Annotated in this window: 18 protein-coding genes; 6 read left to right on the top strand and 12 right to left on the bottom strand. The window is 62.3% G+C overall.

Features of this window, described 5'->3' with window-relative positions; all coding sequences use genetic code 11:
• Positions 1-231: 231 nt before the first annotated feature.
• Complete coding sequence (locus HNQ83_RS24820) at positions 232-1,155, bottom strand: LysR family transcriptional regulator (RefSeq protein ID WP_175391395.1); 924 nt, start codon at positions 1,153-1,155, stop codon at positions 232-234.
• 85 nt (positions 1,156-1,240) lie between these two features.
• Here HNQ83_RS24820 and HNQ83_RS24815 point away from each other — a divergent pair, with 85 nt between their 5' ends.
• The 6 genes from HNQ83_RS24815 to HNQ83_RS24790 all read left to right on the top strand — a co-directional run bounded on the left by HNQ83_RS24815 (position 1,241) and on the right by HNQ83_RS24790 (position 7,858).
• Positions 1,241-2,302 carry an LLM class flavin-dependent oxidoreductase gene (locus HNQ83_RS24815; protein WP_175391394.1) on the top strand — a complete coding sequence of 354 codons (1,062 nt, stop codon included), beginning with the start codon at positions 1,241-1,243 and terminating at the stop codon, positions 2,300-2,302.
• A 66-nt stretch (positions 2,303-2,368) separates the two neighbouring features.
• Complete coding sequence (locus HNQ83_RS31325; protein WP_256669174.1) at positions 2,369-3,367, top strand: flavin reductase family protein; 999 nt, start codon at positions 2,369-2,371, stop codon at positions 3,365-3,367.
• Between the two features lie 71 nt (positions 3,368-3,438).
• Positions 3,439-4,827: an MFS transporter gene (locus HNQ83_RS24805; protein ID WP_175391393.1), complete on the top strand. Its 1,389-nt coding sequence runs from the start codon at positions 3,439-3,441 to the stop codon at positions 4,825-4,827.
• Between the two features lie 25 nt (positions 4,828-4,852).
• Positions 4,853-5,266: a GFA family protein gene (locus HNQ83_RS24800; protein ID WP_175391392.1), complete on the top strand. Its 414-nt coding sequence runs from the start codon at positions 4,853-4,855 to the stop codon at positions 5,264-5,266.
• A 55-nt stretch (positions 5,267-5,321) separates the two neighbouring features.
• Positions 5,322-6,362, top strand: coding sequence for a YeiH family protein (locus tag HNQ83_RS24795; RefSeq protein WP_175391391.1), 1,041 nt, complete (start codon positions 5,322-5,324; stop codon positions 6,360-6,362).
• Between the two features lie 122 nt (positions 6,363-6,484).
• Positions 6,485-7,858, top strand: coding sequence for a DUF1329 domain-containing protein (locus HNQ83_RS24790; RefSeq protein WP_175391390.1), 1,374 nt, complete (start codon positions 6,485-6,487; stop codon positions 7,856-7,858).
• Between the two features lie 68 nt (positions 7,859-7,926).
• Here the strand turns inward: HNQ83_RS24790 and HNQ83_RS24785 are convergent, their stop codons facing one another.
• The 11 genes from HNQ83_RS24785 to HNQ83_RS24735 all read right to left on the bottom strand — a co-directional run bounded on the left by HNQ83_RS24785 (position 7,927) and on the right by HNQ83_RS24735 (position 21,915).
• Positions 7,927-8,790 (bottom strand): MBL fold metallo-hydrolase, encoded by an 864-nt coding sequence (locus HNQ83_RS24785; RefSeq protein WP_175391389.1) that lies wholly within the window; start codon positions 8,788-8,790, stop codon positions 7,927-7,929.
• A 42-nt stretch (positions 8,791-8,832) separates the two neighbouring features.
• Positions 8,833-9,852: a YeiH family protein gene (locus HNQ83_RS24780; RefSeq protein ID WP_175391388.1), complete on the bottom strand. Its 1,020-nt coding sequence runs from the start codon at positions 9,850-9,852 to the stop codon at positions 8,833-8,835.
• Between the two features lie 118 nt (positions 9,853-9,970).
• Positions 9,971-11,329: a DUF1329 domain-containing protein gene (locus HNQ83_RS24775; protein WP_175391387.1), complete on the bottom strand. Its 1,359-nt coding sequence runs from the start codon at positions 11,327-11,329 to the stop codon at positions 9,971-9,973.
• Positions 11,329-13,191: a DUF1302 domain-containing protein gene (locus tag HNQ83_RS24770; RefSeq protein WP_175391386.1), complete on the bottom strand. Its 1,863-nt coding sequence runs from the start codon at positions 13,189-13,191 to the stop codon at positions 11,329-11,331. The genes HNQ83_RS24775 and HNQ83_RS24770 overlap by 1 nt, the downstream gene beginning before the upstream one ends.
• 88 nt (positions 13,192-13,279) lie before the next feature.
• Positions 13,280-14,623, bottom strand: a complete 1,344-nt coding sequence (locus HNQ83_RS24765) for an MFS transporter (protein ID WP_175391385.1) — start codon at positions 14,621-14,623, stop codon at positions 13,280-13,282.
• A 111-nt stretch (positions 14,624-14,734) separates the two neighbouring features.
• Complete coding sequence (locus HNQ83_RS24760; protein ID WP_175391384.1) at positions 14,735-15,475, bottom strand: carboxymuconolactone decarboxylase family protein; 741 nt, start codon at positions 15,473-15,475, stop codon at positions 14,735-14,737.
• A gap of 27 nt (positions 15,476-15,502) precedes the next feature.
• On the bottom strand, positions 15,503-16,324 hold the full coding sequence (locus HNQ83_RS24755) for an SDR family NAD(P)-dependent oxidoreductase (RefSeq protein ID WP_175391383.1): 822 nt from the start codon (positions 16,322-16,324) through the stop codon (positions 15,503-15,505).
• Between the two features lie 187 nt (positions 16,325-16,511).
• Positions 16,512-17,567, bottom strand: a complete 1,056-nt coding sequence (locus HNQ83_RS24750) for a 3-keto-5-aminohexanoate cleavage protein (protein ID WP_175391382.1) — start codon at positions 17,565-17,567, stop codon at positions 16,512-16,514.
• Positions 17,568-17,854: 287 nt separating this feature from the next.
• Positions 17,855-18,910 (bottom strand): AraC family transcriptional regulator, encoded by a 1,056-nt coding sequence (locus HNQ83_RS24745; RefSeq protein ID WP_175391381.1) that lies wholly within the window; start codon positions 18,908-18,910, stop codon positions 17,855-17,857.
• Positions 18,911-18,932: 22 nt separating this feature from the next.
• Positions 18,933-20,705 (bottom strand): acyl-CoA dehydrogenase C-terminal domain-containing protein, encoded by a 1,773-nt coding sequence (locus tag HNQ83_RS24740; protein ID WP_175391380.1) that lies wholly within the window; start codon positions 20,703-20,705, stop codon positions 18,933-18,935.
• Between the two features lie 10 nt (positions 20,706-20,715).
• Positions 20,716-21,915, bottom strand: a complete 1,200-nt coding sequence (locus tag HNQ83_RS24735) for a 3-oxoadipyl-CoA thiolase (protein ID WP_175391379.1) — start codon at positions 21,913-21,915, stop codon at positions 20,716-20,718.
• Positions 21,916-21,938: the final 23 nt, after the last annotated feature.

The following is a 21,938-nucleotide window of genomic DNA, read 5'->3' as shown; positions in this document are numbered from 1 at the left end:
TGTCTGGGCAACGCGTTCATCCAGACGGCCCGCGTTATCGTTGACGTCCTTCGCGGGCAAGTCGAATCGTCGCACCGCCGCTCCCACAGTTTTTTGTGCCGTACGCAAGATGTGTGTACGACTTCAATCCACTGTGGGAGCGGGCTTGCCCGCGAAGGGCCAGCACATCCAACATCACGGGTAACTGACACGCCGCCTTCGCGAGCAGGCTCGCTCCCACAGGGGATGACCTCACTCAGGGCGGGTGACTGCGCAATCCTTTATCTGTTCACGCAACCATCTCAAGCCTGGATCCGCATCGAACCGGGCGTGCCAGTGGGCAATCAATTCGGGGGCGGGGAAATCGATGGGCGGCTCGTGGCAGCTGAGGCCGAACGTCTCGGCGAACGCCTGTGCGATGGGCCCCGGCAGATTGCAGATGTAACCCGTTTGCGAAGCGATCACCGGCATCGCCATGAAGTTCTGCACCAGCACGCCCACACGACGAACCAGCCCTTGAGCCTGCAGGGTCGCGTCGATGATATTGCCCTCCCGCTGGTGCATTTCGATCATCACCTGCGGCCGCTCCAGGTAGAGATCAAGCGGAAAGCGTCCAGGCGACAGGCCTTCGCGCTGCCAGATCAGCGTGAGCAGCGAAACCGTGGTGATCGACTCCTCGCACAGGCCTGCACCCAGCGTCATCGGCGTGCTGATGACCAGGTCGATTTCGCCGTTCTCCAACAGCGGTGGCAAGGCATTGTTCGACGGAATCGGCACCACCTCGATCATCACCCCGGGTGCTTCCCGGGCGATGTGCTGGATCAGCCGCGGCAAGATCAGGAACTCGACGAAATCGCCGGAGGCAATTCGAAACTTGCGCTGCGCCGTTGCCGGCACAAAGGGCGTAGAGCCTTGCAGCGCTTCGTCCAGGCGGCTCAGTGCTTCGCGCACAGGGCCGATCAGTTCGGCAGCCCGTGCGGTGGGTACCAGGCCATGACGCCCATTGACGAACAGTTCGTCCCCCAGGCGCTCGCGCAGTCGCCGCAGCGCATGACTGACCGCTGGCTGGCTGAGTGCCAGGCGTTCGCCGGCGCGTGTGACGTTCTGCGTGTCCCACAGCGTCGCGAAGACCACCAGCAGGTTCAGATCGAGGGTACGGGTATTTATATTGTGCATGCATAGAATTCCATCTATTCATTTCCCTCACTGTACCGGCTTTGATGTAGTGGCTCCATCGTTCCCTGAGTACAAGAGCCCTAGCATGAACAATAAAAAACCCCTGCAGATGGGTTGGTTCATTCCAACGATTGGCGACACCACTGCGTTCAGCGATCCAAGTCAAAGCATCCCGCAGTCCCTCGAGCATTTCGAACGGGTAGCCGTCACCGCCGAACAGGCCGGATTCGACTACGTGCTGGTTCCCGTTACCCCCTTCTGCTGGGATGCCTGGGTGACCGCCTCCTTTGTCATCGCCCGTACCCAGAAGCTCAAGGCCCTGGTGGCCGTGAAGCCCGGCTTCATCCACCCGGTCGCCCAGGCCAAGATGTTCGCCACCTTCGACCAACTGTCCAAGGGGCGCATCTGCATCAACCTGATCGCCGGCCTCAGCGAGAAAGACGCCTACGCCGAAGGCCAGATTGCGTCCAAGCAAAAGCGCTACGAACAGCTGGAAGAAGAAGTCGAGTTGATGAAACGGCTGTGGACCGAAGAAGGCGTGGAGTACGAAGGCAAGTACCACCGCGCCTACAGCCCGAAAGTCATACCCGCCCCCTTCCAGCAACCCCACCCGCCGTTCTTCCTGGGCGGTGGCTCGGAGCAAGCCGCGGAAATTTCCGCCAAGCACTCCTCCGTGCACCTGTTCTGGGGCGACTACCCGGAGCGCATCGCCGAACAGATCAAGGACATGCGTGAGCGGGCTGCCAAATATGGTCGCGGTGAGGAAATCGAGTTCGCGATGCGCCTGCAGATCATCTGCCGGGAAACCGAAGAGCAAGCCTGGGCCGCGGCGGATACCTTGGTCAACGGTGCCGATCCGGCCTGGACCGAACAGGTCAAGACCATGATGGCCGAATCCGTTGCCAACCAACGCATGAAGGAACTTTCCAGAACCGATGGCCGCAAGATGACGCCGCACCTGTGGACCGGCATCACTGAAGTGCGCCCCGGTGCCGGTATTGCGGTGGTGGGCAACCCGCAGCAGGTCGCCGACCAGTTGCTGGCATTTGTCGATGCCGGTTGCAGCGGTTTCTGCCTGTCCGGCTACCCGCACCACGAGGAAGCAGAGCGCTTCGGCCGCCTGGTCATGCCGCTGCTCAGCCGCTGAGCCACTCACTCCTATCCAATAACAATCAGCCGCCGGCACGCCCGGCGGCAACTGGAGTCCCTTGCGATGAACACCACCCCATTCGATCCCAAGCAGTTCCGCCAGGCGCTCGGCGCCTTCACCACCGGCGTGACCATCGTCACCACCCGTGGCCCGGATGGGCAGGATTACGGATTGACCGCCAACAGCTTCAACTCGGTATCGATCGACCCGCCCATGGTGCTGTGGAGCATCAACAAGGATTCCTCGTCGGCGCACGCCTTCACTGAAGGTTCGCACTTCGCCGTGCACATCCTGGCAACTGATCAGGAGTCATTGTCCAACCGCTTCGCCAAAAGCGGTGCCGACAAATTCAGCGGTCTCGACCTGCAACGCGGCCCCTGCGAAATTCCGCTACTGGAAGGCTGCTCGGCGCGTTTCCAGTGCAAGACCACCTATCAGTACGAGGGTGGCGACCACATCATCCTGGTCGGTGAAGTGCTGGCGTTCGACCGCTTCGACGGTGCGCCGCTGGTGTTCCACAGCGGCGGCTACCGACGCCTGCTGACCACCACCGCGCAGGACCAGGAAAGTGCCAACTACGGCGAAAACTGGCTCGGTTTCCTGCTGGGTCGCGCCTATTACCAACTACAAATCCCCATTCGCCAGCAACTGAAGGCCATGGGCATGCAGGACCAGGACTTCGAGCTGTTGGGCATCCTCAGCTTCAGCGAAGGCCGGACCCTGGACGAGCTGTTCCAGGTGTTCGAGTTCACCGGCAAGGTGCTGTCGGAAGACCAACTGGCGGTCTGGTTGCAGAAGGACTTGCTGACGCTGGAGGACCATCGCGTGTTGTTCACCGACAAGGGACGCCAACTGGCCATCCAGTGGCTGGCCTTCGCCAAGGCCGCCGAGATGGCTGCTCTGGAAGCACTCTCTTTCGACGAAGCGCAACAACTCAAGCTCTTGATCGGCCGCGTCATCCAGCACACCGGCGCCGAGCTGCCGGTGCACTGGCGCAAGGAAAACATCTGGCAGGACAACAACCTCTGGCAGCAATCCGACGCCATCGTCTCGACGCGCTGACGCAGCACTGCGCGGCGACCTGCACGCCGCGCAGCTTCGATGACAAGAACCAGCCCAAGAGGTAACCGTCGATGACGAGCACCACCACTATCAAGGCCACGGCCACGCCCTGCGCGGCACGATCGCTGCCCAGCCGTGGACAGGCCCACTATGCCCTCGGCGTGCTGCTGCTGGCCTACGTCTTCTCAATCATGGACCGGCAGGTCCTCAGCCTGCTGGTCGGGCCGATCCAGCAATCGTTGCACGTCAACGATGCCTGGATGGGCATGCTGCATGGCTTCACCTTCGCCGCTTTCTACTCCTTGGCCGGTCTGCCGATCGCGCGCCTGATCGATCGTGGCAATCGACGCCTGATCATCATGGTCGGCATTGGCTTGTGGTGCCTGGCTACCGCAGCCAGCGGTCTTGCCAGTGAGTTCTGGCACCTGCTGCTGGCACGCGTCGGGGTGGCGGTCGGCGAGGCGGTGCTGCTGCCGGGTGCCGTGTCGCTGATCAGCGACCTGTTCGTGCCGGAGAAACGCGGCCGCGCGCTCGGCGTTTTTGGCGCCGGAGGCCCGATCGGTGTTGGTGGTGGTTTACTCGCCACCGGCCTGGTGCTCGGCTATTTCAGCGCCCATCCACTGACCCTGCCCTTCCTTGGCACCCTCGCCCCTTGGCAAACCACGTTGATGTCGATCGGCCTGCCGGGCCTGATCGTCCTGCTGCTGATGTCCGGCGTATCGGAGCCGCGACTGAGTCGCGCCGGACGGGCGACGCCGACCTCGGTGGCGCCGGGCGTGCGACTGGATGAAGTGCTGGCGTTCTTGCGCGCCAACCGGCGCACCTTCGTCGCCATTCTGGTCGGCATGGGCTGCTATAACGCCGCGGTGTACGGCAGCGGCGCCTGGGTCCCCAGCTATCTGGTCCGGGAGTTCGGATGGACGTACGCCAAGGCCGGCACCGTGATGGGACTGATCATGTGTGTCAGCTCGCCGCTCGGTGTGCTCGGTGCCAGTTGGCTGGGTGAATACTGGCGCCGCCGTGGCGTGGCCAATGGCAACCTGCGCGTGGCGATCAGCGCCAGCATCGTCCTGCCACTGTTCGCCACACCGCTACTGCTGGCGCCCAACGCCCTATCGGCAATGCCGTTCCTCGCCCTCTCCGCCGCCCTTTGGGTCTGCCTGTTCGGCATCGGCCCGGCGTTGATCGTCGAAATAGCACCCGCACCGATGCGCGGACAATTCATCGCCCTGTTCACCGGCGTGCTCAATCTGCTCGGTGTGGGCGTCGGCCCGCTGGCGATTGGCGTCATCACCGACTACGTGCTGGTCGACCCCGCCGCGATTCGTTACTCGATCCTGATCGTCACGCTGATCGCCTGCGCCCTGGCCTGTCCGCTTCTGCTTCGCGCCCGGAACAGTTTCAAGCACACCGCCCAGCAGGCCCGCGAATGGCAGCCCGCCAGCGCCACCGCGACCTGACCCCTCCCAACTGAAGAGAACACTTATGAACATGATCAAAGGGAGCTGCCTGTGCGGCGGCATCCACTACTCCAGCCACCTCAACCCGCTGTCCACAGCGGTATGCCATTGCAGCGACTGCCAGAAGCAGACCGGCAGCGCCTTCTCGGTCAACCTGCTGGTGCAGGCCGAAGGCTTCCTGGTCCAGGGCGCAGGTCTGGGTTGCTACGCCAAGGCCGGCGGTAGCGGCCTGCCAGTGCGGCGCTATTTCTGCACCCGCTGTGGCTCGGCGCTGTACTCCGAAATCACGGCAATGCCCGGCGTGCTGGCGGTCAAGGCCGGCACCCTGGCCGAGCCGGCCAACACCCCGCCGAATCTGCACCTGTGGTGCGCGTCGGCACAGCCCTGGGTGGTCATCGACCGCTCACTGCCGTGCTTCGAGCAGGCTCCCACCGAGTGAAACACCAGGACCCGGCCGAGCCCTGTCGAAGCCGGTCGAACACGAGATGTCGCCCATGATCAAAGACGCGCCTTACGCCGCTCCTGCCAGTGCTCCCCGGAAACTGCTGGCTCGCCTGCAGACCCTCGGTCCCGGCTTGATGGTCAGCCTGGCGATCGCCATGGCCTCGGCTTTCATCGCCGATCATTACGGCGGTCCCACGCTGCTGTACGCCCTGCTTTTCGGTATGGCTTGCCATTTTCTGAGCGAGGACAGCCGCTGCCTTCCGGGCATCGAGTTCACCTCACGGACGATTCTGCGCATCGGCGTGGCCCTGCTGGGGGCGCGTATCACCCTCGAACAAATCGGATCGCTGGGTTGGGAAACGGTCCTGGCCGCCGTGTTTGCAGTCACTGCGACCATTTCCGTCGGCTGGATAAGCGCTCGCCTGCTGAACGTGCGTGCCGACTTCGGCGTACTGACCGGTGGCGCCGTCGCCATTTGCGGCGCGTCGGCGGCCCTCGCGATTTCCGCTGTGTTGCCCAGGCATGAGCACAGTGAGCGCGATACGTTGCTGACGGTAGTGGGTGTCACCGGGCTCTCGACCGTGGCGATGATCACCTATCCCATCATCAGCAAACTGCTGGGCCTGTCACCTGAACAGACCGGGATCTTTCTGGGTGGCACCATTCATGACGTGGCGCAGGTGGTCGGCGCCGGCTACATGATTTCTCCGGCCACCGGCGATATCGCCACCGTTGTGAAGCTGCTGCGAGTGGCACTGCTGGTGCCCGCCGTCGTCGTGGTGGCCTGGCTGTTTCGCCGACAGCAAGGCGCACAAGCGGACAGCGGGCGGCGGATACCGCTGATCCCGGGATTCCTGGTGGCTTTCATCTGCCTGGTCGCAGTCAACAGCAGCGGTTTTCTGCCCCCCTCTCTGACCGGCGCAATGAGTGAAACGTCCCGTGGTTGCCTGGTGATCGCCATCGCCGCCCTGGGGTTGAAAACTTCGCTGCAAAAACTCGCTTCAGTCGGCTGGCGCCCGATCGCCTTACTGGTGGGCGAGACGCTGTTTCTCGCAGCACTGGTGATAGGCCTGCTTTTTCTGGGGCGATGAATTGACCCAGCCCTGCACCTGATTCTTCGGCAGTACCCACACAGCACCCCCATCGATCGCGACGCTGTTGCGCTCGCGCGGGTGTGCATTCCCACGCGGTTCCACAACTTGAGAGCAACGACATGAAAACAACAAAAATACTCGTGCAATCCGGCGTCCTGGCGCTTTCGCTTCTGGCCACGGCCGTCATGGCCAAGGTCTCTCCCGAGGAGGCCGCAAAGCTGGGCACGACACTGACGCCAATGGGTGGCGTCAAAGCCGCGAACGCTGATGGCAGCATTCCCGCCTGGACCGGAGGACTGCCCACAACCGCCGGCTCCGTGGACAGCAAAGGCTTCTTGAGCGACCCCTTTGCCAACGAAAAGCCCTTGTTCGTCATCACGGCGGACACGGCCGAAAAATACAAGGACAAGCTGTCCGCAGGCCAACTGGCGATGTTCAAACGGTACCCGCAGAGCTACAAAATTCCGGTCTACCCCACCCATCGCACCGCAGCGGTACCCGCAGACATCTATTCGGTCATCAAGACCAGTGCGGTGAAGACTGAAGAGGTGGATGGCGGCAACGGACTGACCGGTTTTTCCGATAGCCGTTACTACGCGTTCCCTGTGCCCAAAAATGGCATCGAAGTGCTGTGGAACCACATGACTCGTTATCGCGGCGGCAACGTCAACCGCCTGGCCACCCGCGTCCAACCGCAAACGGACGGGGCCTTCAGCATGATCCAACTGGAGGACGAGATCTCCTACCCGCGTGAGCTGCCTGACCTGGACAAGAGCAAGGCCGAGAACATCCTGTTCTACTTCCTCCAGCGCGTGACCGGACCGGCCCGGCTGGCCGGTAACGTGTTGCTGATTCACGAAACCATCGACCAGGTCAAGGAACCCCGTGATGCCTGGCTGTACAACGCCGGACAGCGCCGCGTGCGCCGCGCGCCGCAGGTTGCCTATGACGGCCCGGCCACTGCCGCCGATGGCCTGGCCACGACGGACAACTACGACATGTTCAACGGCGCCCCTGACCGGTACACCTGGGAACTGGTCGGGAAAAAGGAACTGTACATCCCCTACAACAGCTACAAGCTCGACTCACCGAACCTCAAGTACGCCGACATCCTCAAGGCCGGGCACATCAATCAGGACCTGACCCGCTACGAACTGCACCGTGTCTGGGAGGTGGTGGCCAAGGTCAAGCCAGGCGAACGTCACATCTACGCGACACGACACATGTACTTCGATGAAGACACCTGGCAACTGGCAGAAGTGGACCATTACGACGGGCGCGGCCAACTGTGGCGCGTGGGTGAAGGGCATGCCCAGCAGTACTACCACAAGCAAGTGCCTGGCTATACCGCTGAAGCCCTCTATGACCTGCAGTCCGGCCGCTATTCGGTACTGGGCCTGAAAAACGAAGAGAAGCGCAGCATTGAATTCGGCGCCGTAGCGTCGGCAAACAATTACACCCCGGCCGCGTTGCGCCAGGCGGGCATCCGTTGATGCCGTGAATTAGCTGCATGGGGTGTTGTTTTTGGGCGGCTAGACAGCCGCCTTTTTAAATGAGCCAATCAAGACTCGAATCGATTGAGCGTCGCGTACGTATCAAACGGCACGTAACGCGCCTGTCGGTCACGCATCACCTTGACCATCGCAATGTCGGCATCGCTGGAAAAGAACAGGCGGCCACCGCACGCCACCAGGTAATCGAGCAAGCGCTCCTTTTCCCCGATGAGCCCTTCCGGGTTGCGGTCGTTGGCAGTGGTGACCTCCAGGTTCAGCCAGTGGGTACCGGGAATGAGGTCGCCGGCAAAAATCACCGGACCTGCCGGCATTGCGATTTCCGGGATCAATTGGCCGGGCGTGTAGCCATCGCTGAAGTGGAACCGCCAGCCGTCACCCAGTTCCTTGCAGCGCCCTCCTTGGAGCAGTATCAGTCGGTCAGTGCCTTCGAGCCTGTGCACGATCTGCCGGACGAACAGAGCACGGTCATGGGGATGGTTGTGACGGGCACGAAGCCAGTGACGCTCCCCGATGATGTACCGCGCGGCGGGAAACAACAGCCGCGGGGTATCGCCATCGTCAATCGCCGCACGGAGTTCCGGGCTCAGTTGCGCCTGCAGATGAGTGAGCACCACCGCATGGATGTCACCCTCCGCCAGCCCCTGTTGCGCCAGGCTTTCCAGCAGGCCGGGGGCATGTTTCTGGCAGGTGCAGGTCCGGGGTGGTGGCGCGAGCAATGCATCCGCTCCCGCCAGCACCAGGATGTTCCTGTCCCCTTGCTGGACCAGCAATGCCCGTGAAGCAAGCTGCACCCGATTGTGATGGTCGGGCCTCATCCAGTCGGCCCAGACCTGCCTGGGCGTATGACCGAACATCACCCCACCGTCCAGCTTGCGACTTCTACCAATCAGCGTGGATAAACGACGGTTCACAACCCTTCCCTCTTTGAATTCGCGTCTTCCGACCGAGTCCAGTCACAACAACGCAAGGACACCACCGACTACGATGAGCTGCGCCGTCAGCACGAACGCCAGGATCAACGGTTTGATACCCGCCTTGCGCAGGTCCTGCAGACGGGTGCTGAACCCCAGCGCGCCCATGGCCGAAGCCAGGAGCAGATCATCCAGGCCGACGACCATCTGCCGGACACCCTGCGTCAGCGGCATCCAGGAATTGATCGACATGCAGATCACAAAGCCCAGCACGAACACCGGCACCTTGACCGACGCCGTGGCTTCATGGCCGGTTCTTCCCCGCGACCACCACAGCCCGATGCCGATCAATACCGGTGCCAGCAGCAAGACGCGGATGAGCTTGGCAACGATGGCCGCCTCGGCAGCCTGCGGGTTCATGGCCTGGCCGGCGGCCACGACCTGGGCGACTTCATGCAGGGTGGCGCCGGTGAAGACGCCAAAGGCGTGGCTGTCGCCCAGCAACCCCGGCGCAAGGCTGAACACCCACGGATAGGCCAGCATGCCGAAGGTGCCGAATAGCACGATGCAGGCAATGGCAATGGCGACCTGGTCGTTGCGTGCCCGCACCACTCCGGCGCTGGCGAGGATCGCCGCAGCACCGCAAATCGCGTGACCGGCGCCGATCAGGAGGGCTGTGCCGCGATCCATGCGCAGGACGCGAACACCCAGCCAGATGGCCAGGGCCAGTGTGGACAGGATCAACAGCACATCGATGACGAAGGCCTGCACGCCCAGCGCCTGCACCTGTTGCACGGTGAGGCGAAAGCCATAGAGCGCGACGCCGACGCGCAGCACTGATTGCTTGCACAACTGCACGCCACTGGCCAGCGCGTAGTGGACGATGTTTGGCGTCAGATTACCCAGCGCCAGGCCGATCAGCATGGCCAGTGTCAGTGCGCCAAGACCACTGCCGTGAAGCATCGGCGCAGCGGCGAGCCAAAGGGCGAAAGCGGCCACTGCGAGACTGCCAGCGAGGCCCGCAAGCAGGTTGAAGGGAGAACGAAGGCTTGCGACGAGCATGAGCAAATCCCGGCCCGATCGGGCCAAAAAAATTCGAAGGAGTCTGCGAGGCGCCTGCGACGCTAAAAAAACCGCTGCCGAAGCAGCGGTAAAGGGCACAGCGTCGTGAATCGGCGAATTACTTGCCGTAGCGGCGCAGCGCTGCCGGGCTGTAGTTTTCTTTCGAAGCCAACTGGTTGAAGACCATCTTCTGCTGGCTCTCATTGGTCATGTAGTTGGTGGAGTAGCGGCCCGAAATGAAGTCATAGGTGGCTTCCATCGCCTGGAACGGCACATCCACATCCGGCAGCTGGATCGGGTAGCTTTCGTACATGCGCCACAGTTCGCCGCGGCTGTCATACATCTCCGAGCTTGCGATCTGCCAGTTGTCCTCGTCGATGTAGAAACGACGCTTGCCGTAGACGTGGCGGGCATCGGGCTTGAGGGTCGCTTCGATCACCCAGACGCGGTGCTTCTCGTAACGTACGTATTGCGGGTCGAGGCTGTTCTTTTTCAGCAGGTCGGCGTACTTCAGCGACTTGCTCGCCAGCTTGTAGCTGTTGTACGGGATCAGGCGTTCCTGCTTGCCGATCAACTTCCAGTCGTAGCGGTCCGGGGCGCCGTTGAAGCCACCCACGCCATCGGAGGTCAATTGGCCGTAGCTGTAGCGGGCACTGTTGTCGTAGGCCACGGTCGGCGCACGACGCACTCGACGCTGGCCGGGAATGTACTGCCAGGCACCGCGCGGTTCGGCGACCTGGTTGACCGGCTCATGGACCATGGTGATCTCACCGGCCACGCGCGACGGGCTCAAGGCGCGGATCATGCTGAAGTACAGAGCGTTTTCTTCCGGTTGCAGATCGCTGACCGCCGAGCGGAAATGCACGCTCTGCTCATAGGTCACCAGGGTACTGGCGCCGCTGTCCTCGACGGTGGCCGAGGCCATCTCACGCTGCACCGAGCTACCGATATAACGCGCCAGGTGGTTCCACATGATTTCCAAAGGTTCGGTCGGCATCGGGAACGGCACGCCGGTGTTGTAGCCGATGATGCCGTAGCCATTGTCGGCCAGCGTTACCTTGCCGGCATTGTCGCGAGTGGCGGCATTGATGGTGTCTGGCATGTGCGTGGTGCGGTGCGACGGGTAGACATTGATCTTGTACGTCGCAGGGAAACGCTTGAGCATCGCCACCTGCCCCGGCGTCAGCAGCTTTTCGTATTGGCCGGCGTTCGCCGAGGTGATCACCATCAGCGGTTTTTCGCTGGCAAAAGGATCGGTGTAGTCGCCATTGGCACTGGCGCTCAGGCTGCCCGGCTTAAGTCCGCCGTCCCAGGCCGGGATAGTGCCGTCAGCGTTGGCGGCACGCTCGCCGCCCATGGCATTGAGGGTCGTGCCCAGCTTTGAAGTGTCAGTGTTCTTGGCGTACAGCGATGTGCTCAGGCATGCCGAAGCCAGGACGGTCAGTACGAGGGGCAGTCTTTTCAGTTTCATGTTCATCAGAAGCTCACCTTAAGGTTGACCGATGCAAAGTCGCGGTCGTTGAGAGTGCTGAAGTCACCGCCGAAGAAATCGTTGTAGTTGAACTCCAACGAGTAATTGGTGCGGTACTCAAACAGCAGCGAGAGACCCACTGCTTTCTGTCCTTCCTGGAAATTGGGGCCATACCCGTTCACGTCATGGCGAAAGTTGATGCTGGGCGTGACGACGGTCGACGGCAGGATGCCTTCGTAGGCCAGGGCGCCGCGCAGGCGGTAGCCCCAGGACCAATCGGTGTAGAAGCCGCGGTTGTCGTTGCAGTTGTCGGCGTTGAGGTTGGCGATCTGGCCGGCGTTGAGGTTGGCCGTGCCCGGCGTGACGCAGAAGCTGGCCGGCACCGCCGGGTTGAACGACGTGGTGGTCAACTCGCTTCGGCCATAGGCACCGCTGCGGCCGAAGCGCTCGTTACCCAGGTCACTGATGTGGTTGACCGCGCCCTCGGCGGCCCAGGAAAACTTGCTCGCGCCCAATACGTTGGACACGCTGTCGGTGGCACCCAGCGAGAACTGCGATACCGGCATGCGCTTGTAGCCTTCGATCGGCGCCCCCAGAGCCGGGGTGACGCCCGGGTTGGTGAACGGCGTGTTGGGGCTGCGCAACAGGAACTGAATGGTGTCGTTGCCGTTGAAACCCAATGGCTGGTTGGGCCGGTAGCTCAACTCACCGAACACTGCCGTGCTGCCGACTACGCCGCTGAGGCTCACACCAAACAGTCGGATGTCTTCGGGGTAGACCGAGTTGTAACTGGCCGTCGAGATGTTCGACAGCGAACCGCCCGCCCCGGAAATCGGCCGGCTGACCGCCGTACCGTTGAACGAGGCGAAACGGCTGGCGTAGTTGGCGTAGTACAGGCCCAGCTCGGCATCGTTCAGGCTCTCGATAACCTTGCGCAAGGCCAGACCGTACTGGCCGCCGTCATGGGCGTAATCGGTCTGGCCGCGCGGCACGAAGGTGCCGGCTTGTAGAGCGGTCGCCGTGGTCTTGTCGCCGGTCAGGCCGGCAACGATCGGGCCGCAGCCTTCCGGTGCAAAGTCGGCGGACTGGAAAAAGGTGCCGCAACCGTCCAGCACCGAAGGCCGGAAGTTGTATTGATAAAAACCTTCCAGGCTCAGGGTGTCGTTCAAGCCGAAGTTGAACGAGACCATCTCGACCGGCAACTGCCCTTCCTTGAGCTCGACACCCGGACGGTTGAACGCCGACACGTCCAGCGGGTTGATGGCGTTGATGCCGTTCTGGAAGAACAGTGCTTCACCCCAGCTCAGCACCTGCTTGCCGACCTTGACGCTTAGCGGATGGTCGCCCACGTCGAAGTTTTTCCAGACATAGGCGTCCAGGGTCTCGAAGCCCTGGAACTTCGCCATGTCCGGCCAGCCGGAGTCGTCGAACTTCTTGAAATCGCCGTTGCCGCTGTCCAGAGCATGGTCATACCAGTACTTGAAGCGAATGAAGGCGCCCTGGTTGCCATCGTTCAGGTCGAACTCGGTCAAGCCCTTGTAGACCTGGGAGATAGTGTCGTGCTTGGAGAAGTTCAGCCGGCCGTCGTCACCGTTGGTGTCGATGCCCTTGCCGTTCTTGCCGATGCTCCTGGCATCCGGGGCGTACAGCATGCCCGGATCCGGGTTGCGCAACGCCCAGCTCTGACCGTAGGTCAAGGTGGTGTTGGTGGTCAGCGACCAGTCCTCATTGACCTCGAAAGTCGCGGCGTACGCCGGTGGGCAGGCGAAGGTCGCCAGAGCGACGCCGACAGCCAGCAGGCAAGGGGTAAAACGCCTGCTTAACGAGGTAGAGAGATGCAGGGTAGAGATGGCGGTACTGCTCAACATGCATGTCACCTTTTTTTGTTTTTAATGGTGAAGCGCTCCCCGCACCGGGGCCTTTAAGCCCCAGCGTGAGTCAGCGTGGTGTGGCGTTTTAGATTGGGTTACGGGTGTGCTCGTGCAGCACTTTCGCGGGGATGCCCAGCAGCAGGACGGTCGCGCCGAACACCAGCAGGCCGGCGATCACATCAAAGGCGACGAACAGGCTGCCGGTCTGGGTCTTGACGGCTCCGACCAGGACCGGGGCGACCATGGCGGCGATGCCGCCCAGACTGCTGATCAGCGCGATGCCGCCGGCAGCGACCGGTCCGCTGAGGTAGGCCGGTGGAATGGTCCAGAACAACGGCACGGCCGACAGACAAGCGGCGGCACCCACGCTCATGAACAATACCGACAGCTCGAGATTGCCCTGAAACAGGCCAAGCAACACGAAGCTGCCAGCGCCCACCAGCATGGTCGACGCCAGGTGCCAGCGCCGTTCAAGGTGTTTGTCCGAGCTGCGGCCCAGCAGGTACATGGCGACCAGGGCAATGCAATACGGCAGGCTGCTGATCAGCCCGATACGGCCGATGTCGGCCAGTCCGAAGCTCTGGATCAGGCTCGGCATCCAGTACGCCACGGTATTGGTGCCCGAATAGATGCAGAAGAACACCAGGCCGGCCAGCAGCACGCGGGGATCGCGCAGCAGTTGACGAAACGAAGCATGGGAGTTGCCCTTGATCACATTCTCTACTTCAAGCTGCGCCTGGACGACGGCCTTCTCATGATCGTTGAGCCAGGGCGCGTCCTGCGGTTTGTCGACCAGCCAGAACCAGGCGAAAAGACCCAAGAGCACTGCGGGGATACCTTCGAAGACGAACAGCACCTGCCAGTCCCGCAGCCCTGCCCAGCCATGGAAATGGGTCATGATCCAACCGGCGAGTGGCCCGCTGACGATCCCGGCAAAGATACCGGCCATGATGAAGATCGACGTGATGCGGCCACGGCGCGAGGCCGGGAACCAATAGGTCAGGTACAGGATCACGCCGGGGAAAAAACCCGCCTCGGCAACGCCCAGCAAAAAGCGCGCGATGTACAACCCGGTCGCGGAGCTCACCAGGCTGGTGCCGATGGTCACCAGGCCCCACAACATCATGATGCGCATAATGGTCAGTCGCGCGCCCACCCGCTGCATGTACAGATTGCTCGGCACTTCGAACAGCAGATAGCCGACGAAGAACACCGCCGCACCCAGCCCATAGGCGGCGTCGCTCAGCGCGAGGTCTTCAGCCATGCGCAACTTGGCGAAGGAAATGTTGATGCGGTCGATCGAGTTGATCACATAGGCGACAAACAGGAACGGCAACAGGCGCCAGGCAATCTTGCGAAAAATCTGTTGTACCTCGTGTGCAGCTGCCTCGCCCGTCAGGCACTGGCCTCGTTCAACCACGCTAGTCATTGCTTCTGCTCCTGCGACAAACGCATTGGAAACATTTCTTGTTGTTATTTTTCACACGCCCGGCGGCGCGACTGGGACAGGACAGGACAGGACGACCCGCCCTGTCCGCCTTCATTGCGCAGCGGATAACGCGCGCAGTTCTTCATCCAGCATCGGCACACCCAGCTCGCAGGCTTCAATCCCCTGCAGGCTGACGATCTTCAGCACTTCCAGCACCTGCTCGCGGGTCGCGCCCAGTTGCAGTGCCGCTTGAATGTGACGCCGCGTGCCATGGCCATACAGGTGCGTGATGGCAGCATCGCCGGCAATGCACAGGAACTCGATCCACAGCGGCGGCAGGATGCCGTCCTTCCATAGCCCGAAGCCCATGCCGAGAAATTTCTCCAGATAGGCCGGATCCCACTTGTAGAGGGTCTCCCACAGCGGGTTGAACATCCCGTTGGCCCGCACCGCATCGCAGACCGGCGTCGCCCCCGCCGCCACCGGCTCATCGTCGATTCCGGCGTTGGCCAGTTCCTCGGCGAGGATAGGCACCCCGAGTGCGCAGGCATGGATGCCGACCACGCTGGCCAGCTTGAACACTTCGAGAATCTCGGCCCGGGTCACGCCCAGGCGCAGCGCGTCACGTACATGGCGGCGCACGCCGGGGGCATACAAATGGGTGGCAGTGACGTCGATGTTCAGGCGGATCAGCGCCACCAGTTTCGGATCGAGGATGTCGTTGACCTGACTGTCCTCGACCAGCGCCATGAACCGTTCGGTCCATGGCCCATCCCACTCGGCCATGCGGTCCAGGCTTTCATCGAACAAGCCGGCGGCGCGCAGCGCGTTGTAATTGGGGGTATCGCTCATTGTCGTTCTACTCGCTTTGAGATGAGGTCAGATCACGCCGCCGCCATTCGGACTGAGCACCTGACCGACCAGGTAATGCTCGCCGGCCAGATACAGCACGGTGCCGGCGTACTCCTCGACCGTACCGAAGCGACCCAGCGGAACCCCTTGCCACAAACGGTTGCGGGCTTCTTCGCCGATGGCATCCAGGTAGGCGTTGAACGCCGGCGTCGCAACGCCGCCCGGGGCCATGGCATTGACGAAAATATTGGCGCCAGCCACCTCGTAGGCCACCGATTTGGTGAAGGCGATCACTGCGCCCTTGGTGGCGCAGTAGTGCGGGCTGTGCGCGCTCTTGCTGGAGATTCCGGCAATCGAAGCGACGTTGATGATCTTGCCGTCGCGTTGCGGCTCCATCAGCCTCAGTGCCGCACGGGTGCAATAGAACAGGCCGTGGACATTGACGCCCCAGTAGCGATGCCATTCCTCGTCGCTGATCGCGCTGGTGAAACCCAGCGAGCGGCGTGGTTCGGGGTTCGACATGTAGCGGTACAACGCGTTGCGACGTTCGGTATCGACCTCGCGGTTCGGCGTCAGCGCCGCATTGTTGACCAACACATGCAGAGTGCCGAAACGCGCAACGATCTGTTCGAACAACACGTCCACCTCGGCACTCGACGACACATCGCAACGCACTGCCAGACACTCGGCACCTTGCGCTTCGACGGCATCCCGTGCCTGCGACAGCGATTCTTCGCTGACATCGCAAATCACGACCTTCGCGCCCGCCTTGGCAAAGGCCACGGCGCACGCCTTGCCCAGGCCAGGACCGACGCCGGTCACCAGGGCAACCTTATTCAAAAGACTCATTGAATACCTCGTCATACATGGAGTGCTGCTCACTTAAGAACAAGCACTCATTTTTTGTGGCGAGGGGATTTATCCCCGTTGCCGTACACAGGCCCATTGTTGGAGTCGCTTCGCGGCCCAGCGGGGCGGTGCGACGTTTCGCTAAATCCCCTCGCCACAGTGAATGACCCGCGGGACCTCGCGCGAATCAGAACTGTCCCGGCACGGTGAAACCGCGCTGGCCCGGCTTGCGGTTCGGCGCCATGCCCAGCCGGGCGATGGTTTCGTCAGCGCTGGTATAGGTTTCGCCGATCTTGTAGATCTCGCGCGCTTCCTTGCCGCTGGCAATCTCGCGGCCCAGCTCGCGGGACAGGCGCACGGTCTGTTCGATCTGCTGCACCGAGGTCATGCGCTCGCCCTTGCGACCCCACAAGGTGTCTTCGATGCCGACCCGCACGTGCAGGCCCATGGCAATTGCCATGGCGTTCATCGGCAGCACGGCGCGCATGGCACTTTCCATGGTCAGCACCGAGCCCGGCGGGGTGCGCTTGGCGAACTCGATCATGTCGGCCGGATCCAGGCCCGCCGCGCCACCGCCGATGGCGACGTAGTTGAGGATCAGGGGACCGGTGTACAGGCCCTTGCGAATCAAGCGTTCTACCGTTTCCAGCTGGTGCACGTGGCCGAGCATGAAGTGCGGCTGGATGCCGGAGGCCTGCAGGCGCTTGAGGTGCTCGATGAAGAACGACGGGCGCGCGTCGGAGACCATTTCCTGATAAGCGTTGAAGTACGCAGGCTGTTCCAGGATGGTGCCGGCGATGTCATCGCCCGTCAGCAGCTCGCAGATGTTCATCTGGCTGGTGTTGATGGCGATGGTCACCTGATCCGGCTTGGGCGACAGGTCGGCAAGCATGTGACGGGTGTCGTAATCCAGCCAGGTGGCGGCCTGCCCTTCGCTTTCCGGGGCGAAGGAAATCGAACCGCCGACCTGAAGCACCATGTCCGGCACCGCCTGGCGCAGCAGCCCGAGCATTTCATTGAATTTGCTCAGACGCTTGGAGCCCTTGCCGTCTTCTTCACGCACGTGAACGTGCAGCACGGTGGCGCCGGCGTTGTAGCAATCGATCGCTTTCTGGACCTGATCGTCCATGCTGACCGGGATGTCATCCGAATCGGCGGGCGTCCATTGCGGACCATAAGGCGCGACCTGAATCACCAGTTTTTCCTGGTTTTCCGGGAACAAGCTGTCATCAAGGAAATGCATCGTAACTTCTCCGTCCTGTCTTATCGTTATTGAACGAATGAGCGGTGTAGCTGCTCGCATGACTGAAAAGTTACTGGTTTCGGGCTGGATGTTTTTATCATCCTGGCACCAGCTTTTATCATTTCGGCACATTTGGGTGCCTGGAAAAAACTCAACAATGTGGGAGCGAGCCTGCTCGCGAAAGGGGCGTGTCAGTCAACATCGATGGTGAATGACAGATTGCTTTCGCGAGCAGGCTCGCTCCCACGGGGGGAATTGAAAAGCCAGTCGAACGGCGTTACCGCAGGTCAGCCGATTGCGCGTGTCTGGGCAGGCGCGACCATAGTCGCGCGGGCCTTGCGCCACTCACGCGGTGTGCAATCGAACCAACGCTTGAAGGCGCGGGTGAAGTTGCCCTGGGTTTCATAGCCCAACCGACTGGCAACCTCGGCGATAGGCAGGTCCGGGTCCGGTAGCAGGCGGGTAGCCATGTCCTTGCGAGTCTGCTCCAGAAGCAACTCGAAACTGCTCTGTTGTTCGCTCAGGTAGCGATAGAGGGTAAAGCGGTGCACGGCAAAAAATTCCGCTGTCCGCTCAGCTGAACAATCCCCCTGCAACAACAAGGCTTCAATGACCTGGCGTACCCGGCTGGCGAGATCCTTGCCTTCTCGGCCTTGCAGTTCGTCGAGGTGACCGCGCAGGAAGTCTTCGAGTTGGCGATCGTGACCGTCGCGCGGTTTGTCCAGCAACGCCTGGGGAAACAGCACTTCGTGTTGCGATTGGCCGAACCACACCGGGCAGCGGAAAAATTGTTCATACAGCCCCGCCGAGCGCGGCTTGCGATAGGCGATGCGCACCAATGCGGGTCGCCAGGCGTGGCCGACGATCAGTTGCATGATGCTCACGATGGCGGCCAGGTAAGCCGTCAGCAATTGCTCGCTGCCCGGCACGTTGCCGGCAATGGAAAGGCGCATGCCGGCGTAGCCCCGCTCCTCGACCAGGCTCACGTGCAGACCGCGATACCACAACCCGCAATAGCGGATCAGGCTTTCGGTGGCGGCGCGTACCGTGGCGGCGTTGAGTACGAGAAAACGCAGCGGGCCGGCGTTCTGCAGGTTGGCCCGCTGACCAAGCAACAAGCCCAGATGATCGCAGCCGGACAACTCGGCCGCCGCTTCCAGAATTTTGCCGTGGGTGATGACCGGCAGCGGGCTCAGGTGTTGCTTGAACGAGTCAGGATGAATGCCGAAGCCAGCCAGTAATGGCCAGGGATCGACACCGTGTTCCTGCAACACCACCGGCAACGAGACGAGCGCACCCACCGGAATGGATTTATCCGCAACCCGTGGACTCGCTCGTTTCATCGCCGGACCTCCGTGGATGGCGCTAGAACTGCCCGGGGTCAAATGCCTTGAGGGTTTCGGCGCCAGTGCCGATTCGCTGCAGGTGTATCGTGGTTTCCGGCAGTATACGCTCGAAGAAGAACCGGGCAGTGGTCAGCTTGGCGCGGTAGAAATCGCCATCGGTTGAGCCTTGCGCCAGGTGGCGCTGGGCAATGACGGCCATCTTCGCCCATTGCAAACCGAACGCAACCAGGGCGGTCAGGTGCAGGAAATCGACCGCACCGGCGGCAGTGTCAGTCGCATCGGCGCTGCCCATGTATTCGACTGCCATCACCAGATCTGCCAACGCGAGGCGCAGCGCCCGTACTTCCTTCAGCTCACTGCCCTGCTCATCGCAGAACTCGTCCACCCGCTCAAGAAAACGACGCATCGCCCGGCCATCGTCGAGCCTGAGCTTGCGAGCCGCGAGATCCATGGCCTGTACGCCATTGGTCCCTTCGTAAAGCGGCGTGATCCGTGCATCGCGCTGAAATTGCTCCATGCCCCACTCGCGGATATAGCCGTGTCCGCCAAAGCACTGCATGGCCATTCCCGTGCATTCCACGCCCTTGTCCGTGCAGTAAGCCTTGATCATCGGGGTGAGCAGACCGAGCAGGTCGCTGGCGGTCTCGCGCATCTCTGGATCCGGGTGTTTGTGAGCCAGATCGACCTGCAGGCCGGCCCAGTAAGTCAGCGCCCTTCCCCCTTCGATAAACGCCCGCTGGGTCAGCAACATTCGCTGCACGTCGGGGTGCATCACAATCGGATCGGCTGGCTGCTCGGGCGACACCGCACCACCCGGCGCACGGCCCTGCAGGCGTTCGCGGGCATAGCGGGCAGCATTTTGATAGGCCACCGAGGCCAGGCTCAGGCCCTGAACGCCGACCGCCAGTCGCGCACTGTTCATCATCACGAACATCACGCGCAGACCTTGATGGGGCTGGCCGATCAGGTAACCGGTGGCGCTGTCGTAATTCATCACGCAGGTCGGGTTGCCGTGGATGCCCATCTTCTCTTCCAGGGAACCGCAACGCACCGCGTTGCGCTCGCCCAGCGAGCCATCGGTATTGACCAGAACCTTCGGCACGATGAACAGGCTGATGCCCTTCACGCCCGGCGGCGCATCCGGCAGGCGGGCCAGGACCAGATGGATGATGTTTTCGGCCAGGTCATGCTCACCGGCGGAGATGAAAATCTTCGTCCCGGTGATCCGGTAACTGCCGTCTGCCTGCGGTTCGGCGCGAGTGCGCAGTAAACCCAAGTCGGTGCCGCAGTGCGGCTCGGTGAGGTTCATGGTGCCGGTCCAACGGCCCTCGATCATCGGCGGCATGAACAGCGCCTTTTGCGCTGGGGTGCCGCCATTGGCGATGGCGTTCACCGCGCCATGACTGAGGCCGGCGAACATCGAAAAGGCCAGGTTGGCACTGGTCATGATTTCCCGCACGGCAATGCCCAGCAGGTGCGACAGACCCTGGCCACCGAATTCGGGCGAAGCGGTCAGGCCGGTCCAGCCGCCTTGCGCGTAAAGCCGGTAGGCCTCGCGAAAACCTGGCGCGGTCGTCACTTCACCGTCGACCAGCGTGCAACCCTGATGATCGCCCACGGCGTTCAGCGGCATCAGCACTTCACTGGCGAGCTTGCCAGCTTCTTCGAGGATCGCGGCGACGACATCAGGGGTGGCCTCGGCGAAGCCCGGCAGGTCGGCGTAGCGTTCCATTTGCAGCATTTCATCGAGGACAAAGCGCATGTCCCGTAGCGGTGCGTTGTACGTTGCCATGGTCGCCTCCTTATAGACGTTCGATCACGACGGCCAGCCCCTGGCCGACGCCAATGCACAGGCTGACCACCGCATAACGGCCGCCCCGGCGTTCCAGTTCGCGCAACGCGGTCAGCGCCAGACGCGCGCCGGAAGCCCCCAGCGGATGGCCGAGGGCAATGGCGCCGCCATTGGGATTGACCCGCGGATCGTCGGCACGCAAGTCGAGCAAGTGCAGACAGCCCAGGACCTGCACGGCGAAGGCTTCGTTGATCTCGATCAGGTCCATGTCGGCCAGGCTAAGGCCGGCACGTTCCAGCGCCTTGGGAATGGCGAAGGCCGGGCCGATGCCCATCACCCGGGGTTCGACGCCACTGGCGGCGCCGGCGAGGATTCGCCCACGTGGTTTGACGCCATGGCGCTCACCCAATGCACGGCTGCCGATCAGCAAGGCAGCGGCACCATCGTTGATGCCCGAAGCGTTGCCAGCGGTGACGACACCGTTTTCGAACAACGGCTTGAGCCTGGCCAGGTCCTCGGCATTGGCCTGCGGACGTGGATGTTCGTCAGCCGTCACGGTGGCGATACCCTTGCGACCGGCCGGCGCCTGCACGCAGAGGATTTCATCGGCGAAGAAACCGTCGGCCAGCGCCTTCGCATAGCGCTGCTGCGAGGCCAGGGCGAAAGCGTCAGCCGCCTCGCGCCCGATGCGGTAGTCATGGGCAACGTTGTCGGCGGTTTCCGGCATGGTGTCGTCGCCGTATTGCGCATTGACTTTCGGATTGGGGAAACGCGCACCGATGGTGGTGTCGAAGAGCTTCGCCTCACGGCTATACGCTGACTCGCTCTTGCTCAACACAAAGGGCGCGCGGCTCATGCTTTCCACACCGCCCGCCAGATACAACTCGCCCTCGCCACAGGTAACGGCACGGGCCGCGTCGAGCACCGCGGCCAGGCCGCTGGCGCACAGGCGATTGACGGTCTGCCCCGGCACACTGACCGGCAGCCCCGCCGCCAGCAACGCATTGCGCGCGACGTTGCGGCTGTCTTCACCCGCCTGGTTGGTGCAGCCGAGGATCACGTCCTCGATCTGCTCGGCAGAAAACGGCGAGCGTTCCACCAGGGCCCGCATCAACTGGGCAGCCAGATCATCCGGGCGAACCGGCGCCAGGCCGCCGCCATGGCGACCGAAAGGCGTACGCAAACCATCGTAGATATAAGCGTCGAGCATTTTTTATTGTTCCTTATTGTCGG

Origin of the sequence: Pseudomonas sp. C2B4 (genome assembly GCF_013359695.1) — a bacterium.
Lineage (GTDB): Bacteria > Pseudomonadota > Gammaproteobacteria > Pseudomonadales > Pseudomonadaceae > Aquipseudomonas.
This window is presented reverse-complemented; position numbering and strand designations above follow the sequence as displayed.